The sequence below is a fragment of the Pseudomonas sp. FW305-3-2-15-E-TSA4 genome (genome assembly GCF_058787295.1).
The window spans coordinates 146,146-159,598 of record NZ_JBYSZP010000009.1; the positions used below are offsets into that span (position 1 = coordinate 146,146).

Consider the following 13,453-nt stretch of genomic DNA (forward strand, 5'->3'; position numbering starts at 1 on the left):
CTGCTAAATTCGGCTCAAGTCGGTTAACAACAATAATGAGTCTGCGAGGCCTTCCGTGATCCAGTTTTTACTTAACCAGGAACTCCGTAGCGAGCACGCCCTGGACCCGAATCTGACCGTGCTCAATTACCTGCGCGAACACGTGGGCAAGTCCGGCACCAAAGAAGGCTGCGCCAGCGGCGACTGTGGCGCCTGCACCGTGGTGGTCGGCGAGTTGCAAACGGATGACGCCGGCCGCGAACACATTCGCTATCGCAGCCTCAACTCGTGCCTGACCTTTGTGTCGTCGCTGCATGGCAAACAACTGATCAGCGTCGAAGACCTCAAGCACCAGGGCGAACTGCACAGCGTGCAGAAAGCCATGGTCGAGTGCCACGGCTCGCAGTGCGGCTTCTGCACCCCCGGCTTCGTCATGTCGCTGTTCGCCCTGCAAAAGAACAGCGATGCACCGGATCCGGCCAAGGCGCACGAAGCGCTGGCCGGCAACCTCTGCCGCTGCACCGGCTACCGGCCGATTCTCGCCGCCGCCGAGCAATCCTGCTGCGGCAAACAGCCGGACCAGTTCGATGCCCGCGAAGCCGAGACCATCGCCCGCCTCAAAGCCATCGCCCCGACCGATATCGGCGAACTCAACAGTGGCGACAAGCGCTGCCTGGTGCCGCTGACCGTCGCCGATCTGGCCGATCTGTATGACGCTTACCCACAAGCGCGGCTGCTGGCCGGCGGCACTGATCTGGCGCTGGAAGTCACCCAGTTCCACCGCACCCTGCCGGTGATGATTTACGTCGGCAACGTAGCCGAAATGAAGCGCATCGAAAGCTTCGACGACCGCATCGAAATCGGCGCCGCCACCGCCCTCTCCGACTGCTACGAAGCGCTCACTGCCGAGTACCCGGACTTCGGCGAACTGCTGCACCGCTTCGCCTCGCTGCAGATCCGCAACCAGGGCACCCTCGGCGGCAACATCGGCAACGCCTCGCCGATCGGTGACTCGCCACCGTTGCTGATCGCCCTCGGCGCGCAAGTGGTGCTGTGCAAAGGCGAAACCCGGCGCACGCTGAACCTGGAAGATTACTTCATCGACTACAAGGTCACCGCCCGTCAGGAAAGCGAATTCATCGAAAAAATCGTCGTCCCGCGCGCCACCGCCGAACAGCGTTTCCGCGCCTACAAGGTTTCCAAGCGTCTGGACGATGACATCTCCGCCGTCTGCGCCGCCTTCAATCTGCGCGTGGAAAACGGCGTGATCAGCGATGCGCGCATGGCGTTCGGCGGCATGGCCGCGATTCCGAAACGCGCCGCCCATTGCGAAGCCGTGCTGCTCGGCCAGCCGTTCAACAACGCTGTGATCGAACGCGCCTGCGCTGCGCTGGCCGAAGACTTCACGCCGCTCTCGGACTTCCGCGCCAGCAAGGAATATCGCCTGCTCAGCGCGCAGAACCTGCTGCGCAAATACTTCATCGAACTGCAAACACCGCACATCGAGACTCGGGTGACCGCTTATGTCTAACCATCACGCCGTAGAGAAGACTCAAGCCGAACTGGCGGAACTGTTCGCCAGGGACCTGACCACCGGTGTCGGCCGCAGCGTCAAGCACGACAGCGCCGCCAAGCATGTGTCCGGTGAAGCGCAGTACATCGATGATCGTCTGGAATTCCCCAATCAGCTGCACGTGTACGCACGGCTGTCGGACCGCGCCCACGCGAAAATCATCAGCATCGACACCAAGCCCTGCTACGCCTTCGAAGGCGTGCGCATTGCGATCACCCACGAAGACGTGCCGGGCCTCAAAGACATCGGCCCGTTGCTGCCGGGCGATCCGCTGCTGGCCATCGATGACGTGCAGTTCGTCGGGCAACCGGTGCTGGCCGTGGCCGCGAAAGACCTGGAAACCGCACGCAAAGCGGCGATGGCGGCGATCATCGAATACGAAGATCTCGAGCCGGTGCTGGACGTGGTCGAAGCCTTGCGCAAACGCCACTTCGTGCTCGACAGCCATACCCATCAGCGTGGCGATTCGGCCTCGGCATTGGCCACCGCCGAACACCGCATTCAGGGCACGCTGCACATCGGCGGCCAGGAACACTTTTATCTGGAAACCCAGATCTCCTCGGTCATGCCCACCGAAGACGGCGGCATGATCGTCTACTGCTCGACGCAGAACCCCACCGAAGTGCAGAAGCTGGTGGCCGAAGTGCTCGACGTGTCGATGAACAAGATCGTCGTCGACATGCGCCGCATGGGCGGTGGTTTCGGCGGCAAGGAAACCCAGGCCGCCAGCCCGGCGTGCCTGTGCGCGGTGATCGCGCACCTCACCGGTCAGCCGACCAAGATGCGCCTGCCACGGGTCGAAGACATGCTGATGACCGGCAAGCGCCACCCGTTCTACGTCGAGTACGACGTCGGCTTCGACAGCACCGGGCGTCTGCACGGGATCGCCATGGATCTGGCCGGCAACTGCGGCTGCTCGCCGGACCTGTCAGCGTCAATTGTCGACCGGGCGATGTTCCACTCGGACAACTCTTACTACCTCGGTGACGCGACCATCAATGGTCACCGCTGCAAGACCAACACCGCGTCGAACACTGCCTACCGTGGTTTCGGCGGCCCGCAAGGGATGGTCGCCATCGAAGAAGTGATGGACGCGATTGCCCGTCACCTCAACCTCGATCCGCTGGCGGTGCGCAAGGCCAACTACTATGGCAAGACCGAGCGCAACGTCACCCACTACTACCAGACCGTCGAGCACAACATGCTCGAAGAGATGACTGCCGAACTGGAAGAAAGCAGCCAGTACGCCGAGCGCCGCGAAGCGATCCGCCGCTACAACGCCAACAGCCCGATCCTGAAAAAAGGCCTGGCGCTGACCCCGGTGAAATTCGGCATCTCCTTCACCGCCAGCTTCTTGAACCAGGCCGGCGCGCTGATCCACGTCTACACCGACGGCAGCATCCACCTGAACCACGGCGGCACGGAAATGGGCCAGGGCCTCAACACCAAAGTCGCGCAGGTGGTGGCCGAAGTGTTCCAGGTGGAAATGGATCGGGTGCAGATCACCGCGACCAACACCGACAAAGTGCCGAACACCTCGCCGACTGCGGCCTCCAGCGGCGCTGACCTCAACGGCAAGGCCGCGCAGAACGCCGCCGAGATCATCAAGCAGCGTCTGGTGGAATTCGCCGCGCGGCACTACAAGGTCAGCGAAGAAGACGTGGAATTCCACAACGGCCATGTGCGCGTGCGTGACCACATCATGACCTTCGAGGCGCTGATCCAGCTGGCGTATTTCAATCAGGTCTCGCTGTCTAGCACCGGCTTCTACAAGACCCCGAAAATCTACTACGACCGCAGCCAGGCCCGGGGTCGGCCGTTCTACTACTTCGCCTTCGGCGCGGCGTGCTGCGAAGTGATCGTCGACACCCTGACCGGCGAGTACAAGATGCTCCGTACCGACATCCTCCACGACGTCGGTGCCTCGCTGAACCCGGCGATCGACATCGGTCAGGTCGAGGGTGGTTTCGTCCAGGGCATGGGCTGGCTGACCATGGAGGAGCTGGTCTGGAACAACAAGGGCAAGCTGATGACCAACGGCCCGGCCAGCTACAAGATCCCGGCCGTGGCGGACATGCCGCTGGACCTGCGGGTGAAGCTGGTGGAAAACCGCAAGAACCCGGAAGACACGGTGTTCCATTCCAAGGCTGTGGGTGAGCCGCCGTTCATGCTCGGGATTGCCGCGTGGTGCGCGATCAAGGACGCGGTGGCGAGCCTCGGTGACTATAAGCATCAGCCGCAGATCGATGCGCCGGCGACCCCGGAGCGGGTGTTGTGGGGCTGTGAGCAGATGCGCCAGCTCAAGACTGTAAAAGCGGTCGAAGCTGAAACCGAGTTGGCTCCGCTCTAGGACCGAGGCGCGGCCATTCGCGAGCAGGCTCGCTCCCACAGGGAGAATGCATTCCAAATGTGGGAGCGAGCCTGCTCGCGAAGAGGCCCGAACAGACAACGACAGATGTCGAGGTGAACATGTACAACTGGATCGACGCCCTCGCCGACCTGCAGAACCAGGGCGAACCCTGTGTTCTGGTGACGATCATCGAAGAACTCGGCTCGACTCCGCGCAATGCCGGCTCGAAAATGGTCGTCAGCGCGAAACAGACCTTCGACACCATCGGTGGCGGGCATCTGGAATACAAAGCCATGCAGATCGCCCGCGAAATGCTTGCCAGCGGCAAGCAGGACACCCATCTGGAGCGCTTCAGCCTGGGTGCCAGCCTCGGCCAGTGCTGCGGCGGCGCCACCGTGCTGCTGTTCGAACCGATGGGCCAGGTGCAGGCGCAGATCGCCGTTTTCGGCGCCGGGCATGTCGGCCGCGCGCTGGTGCCGCTGCTCGCCAGCCTGCCGTGTCGAGTGCGCTGGATCGATTCGCGGGAAGAGGAATTCCCCGAACAGATCCCCCACGGCGTGCGTAAAATCGTCGCCGAAGAGCCTGTGGATGAAATCGACAACCTGCCCGCCGGCAGCTACTGCATCGTCATGACCCACAACCATCAGCTCGACCTGGAACTCACTGCCGCGATCCTCAAGCGCAACGACTTCGCCTACTTCGGCCTGATCGGTTCGAAGACCAAACGGGCCAAGTTCGAACATCGCCTGCGGGATCGCGGTTTCGACAGCGGCGTCGTGCAACGCATGCGCTGCCCGATGGGCATTGGCGACGTCAAAGGCAAACTGCCTGTGGAAATCGCCATCTCCATAGCCGGCGAAATTATCGCCACCTATAACGCCAATTTCGGCCAGCACAGCGCCAGCGCCGAACCGATTGCCAGACTGCTGCCGGTTTCGCGGCGCAGTCAGGCCGCCAAACTCAAAGCCTCAAACTGATTAGAGAACCCTCATGCCTCTGACTCGCAAAGCCTACCGCGCCGCCATCCTGCACAGCATCGCCGACCCCGCCGAAGTCGGGATCGAAGCCTCCTACGAATATTTCGAGGATGGCCTGCTGGTGGTCGATGGCGGCAAGATCAGCGCCCTCGGCCACGCCAGCGAACTGCTGCCGACCCTGCCGGCGGACATCGAGATCACCCACTATCAGGACGCGCTGATCACCCCGGGCTTCATCGACACCCACATCCACCTGCCGCAAACCGGCATGGTCGGGGCCTACGGCGAGCAACTGCTGGACTGGCTCAACACCTACACCTTCCCGTGCGAAAGCCAGTTCGGTGACAAGGCCCACGCCGATGAAGTGGCGGATATTTTCATCAAGGAACTGCTGCGCAACGGCACCACCACCGCGCTGGTGTTCGGCAGCGTGCACCCGCAGTCGGTGAACTCGTTCTTCGAGGCGGCCGAGAAACTCGACCTGCGGATGATCGCCGGCAAGGTGATGATGGACCGCAACGCGCCGGACTATCTGACCGACACCGCCGAATCGAGCTACGTCGAGAGCAAGGCGCTGATCGAACGCTGGCACGGCAAGAGCCGCCTGCACTACGCGGTCACCCCGCGTTTCGCCCCGACCAGCACCCCGGAGCAACTGACCCTCGCCGGCCAACTGTTGACCGAATATCCGGATCTGTACATGCAGACCCACATCAGCGAAAACCTCAAGGAAATCGAGTGGGTCAAGGAACTGTTCCCGGAGCGCAAGGGTTACCTCGACGTTTACGATCACTACAAGCTGCTCGGCGAACGCTCGGTGTTCGCCCACGGCGTGCACCTGTGCGACGACGAATGTGCACGTCTGGCGGAAACCGGCTCGGCGATCTCGTTCTGCCCGACCTCGAACTTCTTCCTCGGCAGTGGTCTGTTCAACCTGCCGATGGCCGAGAAGCACAAGCTCAACGTCGGTCTCGGCACTGACGTCGGCGGCGGCACCAGTTTCTCGCTGCTGCAAACCCTGAACGAAGCCTACAAAGTCATGCAGTTGCAGGGCGCGCGGTTGAGTCCGTTCAAGTCGCTGTACCTGGCGACGCTGGGCGGTGCGCGGGCGCTGCGTCTGGAAGACAAGATCGGCAACCTGCAACCGGGTTCAGACGCCGACTTCCTGGTGCTGGACTACAACGCCACGCCACTGCTCAGCTATCGCCTGAAACAGGCCAACAACATTGCCGAAACGTTGTTTGTGCTGATGACACTGGGCGATGACCGCACGGTGCAGCAGACGTATGCGGCGGGGGCTTTGGTGCATCAGCGCTGAGTTTTTTCAAGGCATAAAAAATCCCCCAGCGCTTTTCAGCCTGGGGGATTTTTGTTGCCTGTCAGATTGCTATCGCTGGCAAGCCAGCTCCCACAGATTTCTCGGTGTATCGCAGATTCGGTGAACCCCACAAATCCCTGTGGGAGCTGGCTTGCCAGCGATTGGAGCGACTCGGTGTCAGCTCAAAGCTTGGCGCTTGGGCGCCCAGACTTCTTGGTCTGCAACAAATGCGAGAACACCGCATGCAGATCATCCGACGCACTTTCCTCATCGAGGTTGAGCTTGCTGTCGATGTGATCCATGTGATGCATCATCAGGTCCACCGCCAGCTCACCGTTGCGCGCTTCGATGGCGTCGATCAACTGGGTGTGCTCGTCGTAGGAGCAATGCGAGCGGTTGCCGCTTTCGTACTGGGCGATGATCAGCGAGGTCTGCGAGACCAGACTGCGCTGGAAGCTGATCAGTGGCGCGTTCTTCGCCGCTTCGGCCAGTTTCAGATGGAATTCGCCCGACAGACGGATACCGGCGCCGCGATCGCCACGGGAGAAACTGTCGCGCTCGTCGTTGACCATCTGACGCAGTTCGGCGATCTGCTCGGCGGTGGCGTGCTGCACGGCCAGCTCGGTGATCGCGCGCTCCACCAGACGGCGGGCCATGAACACTTGACGCGCTTCTTCAACGCTCGGGCTGGCGACGACCGCGCCACGGTTCGGCCGCAACAGCACCACGCCTTCATGGGCCAGACGCGAGAGTGCGCGGCGAATGATGGTGCGGCTGACCCCGAAGATTTCCCCCAACGCTTCTTCGCTCAATTTTGTACCGGGCGCCAGACGCTGTTCGAGGATGGCCTCGAAGATATGCGCGTAGACAATATCGTCCTGGGTTCCGCTGCGGCCGGCTTTGCCTGCTCGCGGTTGTTTCTTGAGGGGTTGCAACTGTTCGTTCATGGGCACTCGAGTCGGGAGAACTGCGGCGAATAGACCGTGACTGTAATACGGCACAGTAGGTCGCTGGCAAGTATCGCGTAAAAAACAGCGCGATTGTACACAATGAATGGTGGCAACACGACTGTACGGCTGTTTGTGACCACGGCTGTATTGCAACGATCCGTCAGGTTTGAGTTTAGGCTTGATCGCAGAATCCGCAGCCAGAACACAAATCCCCCTGTGGGAGCGGGCTTGCTCGCGAAAGCGGTGTGTCAGGCGACATCTGCCTTGAATGACCCACCGCTTTCGCGAGCAAGCCCGCTCCCACAGGGTTCAGCGTTGCTACGGACATCTCCATCTGTATAAGGAACACCGCCGTCATGAACGACGCCACCTACACCCGCCTGCGCCCCCTCGCCGACACTTCGCCTTCGGCGATCGTTGCCGGTTTCATCGCGATGATGACCGGCTACACCAGTTCGCTGGTGCTGATGTTCCAGGCCGGGCAAGCGGCGGGCCTGAGCAGCGGGCAGATTTCCTCGTGGATCTGGGCGATCTCGATCGGCATGGCGGTGTGCTCGATCGGCTTGTCGCTGCGTTATCGCACACCGATCACGATTGCCTGGTCGACACCGGGTGCAGCCCTGTTGATCACCAGCCTCGGTGGCGTCAGTTATGGCGAGGCTATCGGTGCCTATATCACCTGCGCGGTGCTGGTGACGATTTGCGGGCTGACCGGCAGCTTCGAACGCCTGGTGAAAAAGATCCCCGCGTCGCTGGCGGCAGCGTTGCTGGCGGGGATTCTGTTCAAGATCGGCAGCGAAATCTTCGTCGCCGCGCAACACCGCACCGGGCTGGTGCTGGGGATGTTCTTCACTTATCTGCTGGTAAAACGTCTGTCACCGCGTTACGCCGTACTCGCCGCATTGCTGATCGGCACCGCACTGTCGGGCTTCATGGGTCTGCTGGATTTCAACGGTTTCCATCTGGAACTGGCGACGCCAGTCTGGACCACGCCGCACTTCTCGCTGGCCGCAACCATCAGCATCGGCATTCCGTTGTTCGTGGTGGCGATGACTTCGCAGAACATGCCCGGCATCGCCGTACTGCGCGCCGACGGCTACAACGTGCCCGCCTCGCCACTGATCACCAGCACCGGCATCGCCTCGCTGTTGCTGGCGCCATTCGGCTCCCACGGCATCAACCTCGCGGCGATCAGCGCAGCCATCTGCACCGGGCCGCACGCCCATGAAGATCGCAACAAACGCTACACCGCCGCGGTCTGGTGCGGGATTTTCTACGGGATTGCCGGGGTGTTCGGCGCCACATTGGCGGCGCTGTTTGCCGCGTTGCCGAAAGAACTGGTGCTGTCGATTGCCGCGCTGGCGCTGTTCGGCTCGATCATCAACGGCCTGAGCATTGCCATGACCGAAGTGAAGGAACGCGAGGCGGCGCTGATCACCTTTATGGTCACGGCGTCGGGGTTGACGCTGTTTTCCATCGGCTCGGCGTTCTGGGGGATTGTCGCGGGGGTTTTGACGTTACTGATTTTGAATTGGCGCAAAGCCCAGGCATAAAAAAACGGCGACCCTCAGGTCGCCGTTTTTTTCAGTATCACTTGGCCGCGTTGATCGGCTTTTCCGGATACCAGACGTCCAGCAGCGGGCTGACGGTCATGCCGGTCAGTTCGCTACGGTTTTTCAGCCAGGCTTCAACGGCAGCGCGCTGCTCTTCGTTGACCGAGCCACGCTTCTGCAGGCAAACCAGACCGAAGTCATCGCCGCCAACATAACCCAGACCGTTGGCTTCCATGGCTTCTTTGATGAATGCTTCGAGGAAAGCGTCAATGGCTTCTTCGGACAAGTCTTCTTTGAAGTCCAGGTTCAGTTCGAAACCCAGCTCTTGGAATTCATCAACGCACAGTTTTTTGCGCAGACGCTGGGAACGGTTAGTCGCCATTGGAACAATCCTCTTAAGTAATAACGGCCGGCACTTTACCAGTTTAAGCGGTCAATTGCCCGACTCTCTGGGCGCGGTGGTCGACCGCCTGTAAAAAAAATAACGAAATGGCCGCCTCGGGCAAGGCACAAGCTGTTACACCTTGGGGCATAATGCCGACACTTTCATGACCACTGAGGGCTTTTTCATCCATGCCCTCGTTATTTCTCCCCTCTTCTGCAGGGTTTTATTTCATATGATCAAATCGTTGCGTCCTCTGTTTCTTGCCGGCCTTCTTCTGCCCCTGGCCCTGCCGGTTGCCGCTGCCACTATCAATACCGCCCTCACCCCTAACGTCGAAAAAGCCCTCAAGGCCAGCAAGCTGCAGCCGACTGCGCTGTCGCTGGTGATGATTCCGCTCGACGGCCCGGGCAATCCGACCGTGTATAACGCCGACGTCTCGGTCAACCCGGCCTCGACCATGAAACTGGTCACCACCTACGCCTCGCTGGAAATGCTCGGCCCTAACCATCAGTGGAAAACCGAGTTCTACACCGACGGCGACCTCAGTGGCGGCATTCTCAACGGCAACCTGTACCTCAAGGGTGGCGGCGATCCGAAGCTGAACATGGAAAAACTCTGGCTGCTGATGCGCGACCTGCGCGCCAACGGCGTGACCCAGGTCACCGGCGATCTGATCCTCGACCGCAGCTTCTTCATCCAGCCGCAACTGCCCGAGTTCAACGACGACGGCAATGACGAGAACAAGCCGTTCCTGGTCAAACCCGACTCGCTGCTGGTCAACCTCAAGGCCCTGCGCTTCGTCGCGCGCAATGACGGGGGCCGGGTGCTGATCTCGGTGGAGCCGCCGATTGCCAGCGTGCGCATCGAAAACACGGTCAAGGCGCTCAACTCCAAGCAGTGCACCGGTGGCGTGCGCTACAACCCGGTGACCCAGCCTGATGGCAGCGTGACCGTGACCGTCGCCGGCCAGTTGGGCGATGGCTGCAGCTCGCAGACTTATCTGTCGCTGCTCGACCACGCGACCTACACCGCCGGTGCCGTGCGCGCGATCTGGAAAGAACTGGGCGGCAGCATTCAGGGCAAGGATCGCCTCGCCGCGACCCCGAGTGGCGCCAAGCTGCTGGCCCGCGCCTACTCGCCGGATCTGGCGGAAATCATCCGCGACATCAACAAATACAGTAACAACACCATGGCTCAGCAGCTGTTCCTGAGCCTCGGTCAGAAGTACCGCAACGAAGCCGACGGTGACGACGCCAAGGCCGCACAACGCGTAGTCCGCCAGTGGCTGGCGAAGAAAGGCATCACCGCGCCGCACCTGGTGATGGAGAACGGCTCCGGGCTGTCGCGCGCCGAACGCGTCAGCGCCCGCGAGATGGCCAACATGCTGCAAGCCGCCTGGCATAGCCCGTACGCCGCCGAGTACATCAGCTCTATGCCGATTGCCGGCACCGACGGCACCATGCGCAAACGCCTGAAGACCACCGCGATGCGCGGCGAGGCCCACGTCAAGACCGGCACCCTGAACACCGTGCGCGCCATCGCCGGCTTCAGCCGCGACGTCAACGGCAACACCTGGGCGGTGGTGGCGATCCTCAACGACAAGGCCCCGTTCGGCGCGTCGTCGGTGCTGGATCAGGTGCTGCTGGATCTGTACAAGCAGCCGCGCCTGCCGCAGACGGCTTCGGCCCTGTAAACCACCGTCGAACCTGTGGATGCAACTCTCTGTGGCGAGGGAGCTTGCTCCCGCTGGGCTGCGCAGCGGCCCCAATGATTTTGTGAGCGCTACGCACTCAAGCGGGAGCAAGCTCCATCGCCACAAAACAGGGTTCCAAAGGGGATTGGTGTAACGGCTCAGCTCATCTGCTCGACCCGATCACGCCCGCCTTGCTTCGCCGCATACACCCCCGAATCCGCGCGCAGCAGCAGCGCATCCGCGCCCTCCCCCGGGCGCCAGCTGGCGATGCCGAAACTGGCCGTCACCACCCCGACCACATCCACCGGCGCACTGCGCAGGCCTTGCCACAACTCCACCGCCAGCATGTACGCATGCTCACCGTCGATGTCCGGGCACAGCACCATGAACTCTTCACCACCGAGACGACAGAACACATCAGTCCGCCGTAAACGATGGCCGATGCGCTCGCACACCGCCTGCAGCACCCGATCACCGACGGCATGGCCGTACTGGTCGTTGATGCGTTTGAAGTGGTCGATGTCGAGCATGATCACCGACAGCTCACCGCCGCCGCGCTCGACCCGGGCCATTTCGGTAGTCAGGCGTTCCTGGAAGTAGCGGCGGTTGTGGATACCGGTCAGCGAGTCGGTGACCGATAGCGCCCGCAATTCCTCCTCCACCCGTTTCAAATCGGAAATGTCCGAGATGTAGCCGTGCCACAGCACGCCGCCGCCCGGCAGCTCTTCCGGCGTCGCCTCGCCGCGCACCCAGCGCAGGCCGCGCTCGGGCAACTGCACACGGTATTCCTCGCGCCATGGGCTGAGGCTGTCCGCCGAAGCACGGATCGAGCTGCGCACTCGCGAGACGTCTTGTGGATGGATGCGGGTGAAAATCGCCTCGGCATTGAGCAGCAACACGTCCGGCTCCAGCTCGTAGATCTCGCGGATGCCATCGCTGGCGTAGATCACGCTGAAGCGCCCGTCGAACTCCATCTTGAATTGGTAGATGCCGCCGGGCACGTGCGCGCTGAGCTTTTTCAGCAATACATCCCGCGCCGCCAGCGCCTCGTGCACGCGCTTGCGCTCGGTGATGTCGATGCAGATCGCCAGATGCCCGACCCACAAACCCTGCTCATCGAGCACCGGGGTGGCGAGCATGTTCACCGGCAGATAACTGCCGTCGCTGCGCACCAGCGTCCACTCGCGAGCCTCGTGACCGCCGACCTCGCCGCCCTCGACCAACATCGCGTGGCAGGTCGGAATGCTCTTGCCGTAACGCGCACTCAACTCCGCCGAACGCGCCGCCAGCTCTCGCGGCAGATGCAGGTTTTCCAGGGTCATGTGCCCGACCACATCGGCGCTGCTGTAGCCGAGCATCTGTTCGGCGCCGGGGTTGAAGGTGTTGATCACCCCGCGCAGGTCGGTGGCGATGATTGCCACCTGGGTCGCGGCATTCAGTACCCCGCGCAACTGACCGTGGGTGCCGCGCAATTCCTGCTCGCGGGCGTGCAGTTCCTGGGTGCGCAGTTCGACCATGCGCAAGGCGCGCTGGCGTTGACTGACCAGCACGTAAAGCAGTGCGCTGAGCAACAGACTCAGCAGCGCCCCCAGCACCACCAGGCTGCTGATTGACGAATGGTTGGCCTGCAGAAACGCTTCGCTGGGCTGCATATCCACTTGATAGTCATGGTCGGCCATGCGCAACAGACGTGTGGCGGACAGATCACTGGCCCCAGCCTGGTTGGCGGACTCGTAGAGCACTTCATGCTGTTCATCGGTGGACAGGTCGAGAATGCGTACATTGAGGAAATCCTGGTGCTCCTCCGGCAGTCCGTCGGCCAGCAACTGCTGCATGCTGATCACCGCCATCACATAGCCTTGCGGCGGCCCTTTCGGCGCCCCTTCACGAGTGACCGGCGCCAGCAGCAAGACGCCCCGGGCATACGCCGGATCAATCCCCACCAGATGCAATGGTTGCGACACCACCATGTGCCCGGTGCGGTCGGCGCGTTCCAGCGTCGCCCGGCGCAGCGGCTGCGCCAGCAAGTCGTAACCCAGCGGTGTGGGCAAGCGGCTGAGGCTCTGGGTGTAGATCACCGGTACGTATTCGGGGCGATCAGCGGCGGTCTGCAACTGATCGTCAGCGTTCAGTTCACGAAAGGTAAAAGTGCTGAAGCCTTCGTTACGCACGGCCTGTTCGACCGCCGGGCGTTCGGCACGGCTGACTCGCGGCGCATAGGAATAGGCCTGGGTGCGTAATAGAAGCGGTTTGGCATAGCCGTCGAATTCATTACGTGAGACCGAATCGGAGTTGGCGAAGAAACGGCGCAGGCCGTCGAGACGCTGTTCCTGATCCTGGAAACGCTCTTCGATACGGCTGTAACGCTCATTGGCCAGCAACTGGAAGCGTTGGCGCAGTTGATGGTGAAACTGATTGAGGGTGGCCCAGGCGAGCAGCCCCGTGAGAATCCCGCCGGCGAGCAATACCAGCAGCGCGACCAGCCAGGCCGAGACGTCTTCGCTGATAAAACCCAGAATCTTTGGGCGCACGGGGTGCAACGACATAGGGGCAACTCACGACGCCATTGTTTCGGGGGGAAAACCCCATTGGCCATGAGTTGAGTTATAGCTATTAGCCATTAATTTGGCTAGCGCTGATCGGATCCAAGAGCCTTTAAAAATCAAGGCTCTGTG

Annotated in this window: 9 protein-coding genes; 6 read left to right on the plus strand and 3 right to left on the minus strand. The window is 61.7% G+C overall.

Features of this window, described 5'->3' with window-relative positions; translation table 11 throughout:
- Window positions 1–55: 55 nt before the first annotated feature.
- From xdhA to guaD, 4 genes are all read left to right on the plus strand, one after another.
- Entirely contained in the window at window positions 56–1,510 is a 1,455-nt protein-coding gene (gene xdhA / locus AC3WMV_RS14440; RefSeq protein WP_103368382.1) for a xanthine dehydrogenase small subunit, read from the plus strand.
- Window positions 1,503–3,902, plus strand: a complete 2,400-nt coding sequence (gene xdhB / locus AC3WMV_RS14445) for a xanthine dehydrogenase molybdopterin binding subunit (RefSeq protein WP_103368381.1) — start codon at window positions 1,503–1,505, stop codon at window positions 3,900–3,902. Before xdhA ends, xdhB begins: the two co-directional genes overlap by 8 nt.
- Window positions 3,903–4,021: 119 nt before the next feature.
- On the plus strand, window positions 4,022–4,879 hold the full coding sequence (gene xdhC, locus AC3WMV_RS14450; protein ID WP_103368380.1) for a xanthine dehydrogenase accessory protein XdhC: 858 nt from the start codon (window positions 4,022–4,024) through the stop codon (window positions 4,877–4,879).
- A 13-nt stretch (window positions 4,880–4,892) separates the two neighbouring features.
- A complete protein-coding gene (gene guaD / locus AC3WMV_RS14455) occupies window positions 4,893–6,197 on the plus strand; it encodes a guanine deaminase (protein ID WP_103368379.1) in 1,305 nt (434 codons plus the stop codon).
- A gap of 182 nt (window positions 6,198–6,379) precedes the next feature.
- Here the strand turns inward: guaD and AC3WMV_RS14460 are convergent, their stop codons facing one another.
- Window positions 6,380–7,144: a GntR family transcriptional regulator gene (locus AC3WMV_RS14460; RefSeq protein ID WP_103368378.1), complete on the minus strand. Its 765-nt coding sequence runs from the start codon at window positions 7,142–7,144 to the stop codon at window positions 6,380–6,382.
- 359 nt (window positions 7,145–7,503) lie between these two features.
- On the opposite strand from AC3WMV_RS14460, the gene AC3WMV_RS14465 reads away from it, so the two are divergent.
- Window positions 7,504–8,700, plus strand: coding sequence for a benzoate/H(+) symporter BenE family transporter (locus tag AC3WMV_RS14465; protein ID WP_103368377.1), 1,197 nt, complete (start codon window positions 7,504–7,506; stop codon window positions 8,698–8,700).
- 37 nt (window positions 8,701–8,737) lie between these two features.
- Here the strand turns inward: AC3WMV_RS14465 and AC3WMV_RS14470 are convergent, their stop codons facing one another.
- A complete protein-coding gene (locus AC3WMV_RS14470) occupies window positions 8,738–9,082 on the minus strand; it encodes a YggL family protein (RefSeq protein WP_003223308.1) in 345 nt (114 codons plus the stop codon).
- A gap of 235 nt (window positions 9,083–9,317) precedes the next feature.
- Between AC3WMV_RS14470 and dacB the strand changes: the two genes are divergently transcribed.
- Entirely contained in the window at window positions 9,318–10,778 is a 1,461-nt protein-coding gene (gene dacB / locus AC3WMV_RS14475; protein WP_103368376.1) for a D-alanyl-D-alanine carboxypeptidase/D-alanyl-D-alanine endopeptidase, read from the plus strand.
- Window positions 10,779–10,936: 158 nt separating this feature from the next.
- Here the strand turns inward: dacB and AC3WMV_RS14480 are convergent, their stop codons facing one another.
- Window positions 10,937–13,324, minus strand: a complete 2,388-nt coding sequence (locus tag AC3WMV_RS14480) for a sensor domain-containing diguanylate cyclase (protein ID WP_103368375.1) — start codon at window positions 13,322–13,324, stop codon at window positions 10,937–10,939.
- Between the last annotated feature and the right edge of the window lie 129 nt (window positions 13,325–13,453).

Bases quoted from the DNA above. Each gene is read 5' to 3' on its own strand.
- xdhB (WP_103368381.1), top strand. From the start codon at position 1,503: ATGTCTAACCATCACGCCGTAGAGAAGACTCAAGCCGAACTGGCGGAA.
- xdhC (WP_103368380.1), top strand. From the start codon at position 4,022: ATGTACAACTGGATCGACGCCCTCGCCGACCTGCAGAACCAGGGCGAA.
- guaD (WP_103368379.1), top strand. From the start codon at position 4,893: ATGCCTCTGACTCGCAAAGCCTACCGCGCCGCCATCCTGCACAGCATC.
- AC3WMV_RS14460 (WP_103368378.1), bottom strand. From the start codon at position 7,144: ATGAACGAACAGTTGCAACCCCTCAAGAAACAACCGCGAGCAGGCAAA.
- AC3WMV_RS14465 (WP_103368377.1), top strand. From the start codon at position 7,504: ATGAACGACGCCACCTACACCCGCCTGCGCCCCCTCGCCGACACTTCG.
- AC3WMV_RS14470 (WP_003223308.1), bottom strand. From the start codon at position 9,082: ATGGCGACTAACCGTTCCCAGCGTCTGCGCAAAAAACTGTGCGTTGAT.
- dacB (WP_103368376.1), top strand. From the start codon at position 9,318: ATGATCAAATCGTTGCGTCCTCTGTTTCTTGCCGGCCTTCTTCTGCCC.
- AC3WMV_RS14480 (WP_103368375.1), bottom strand. From the start codon at position 13,324: ATGTCGTTGCACCCCGTGCGCCCAAAGATTCTGGGTTTTATCAGCGAA.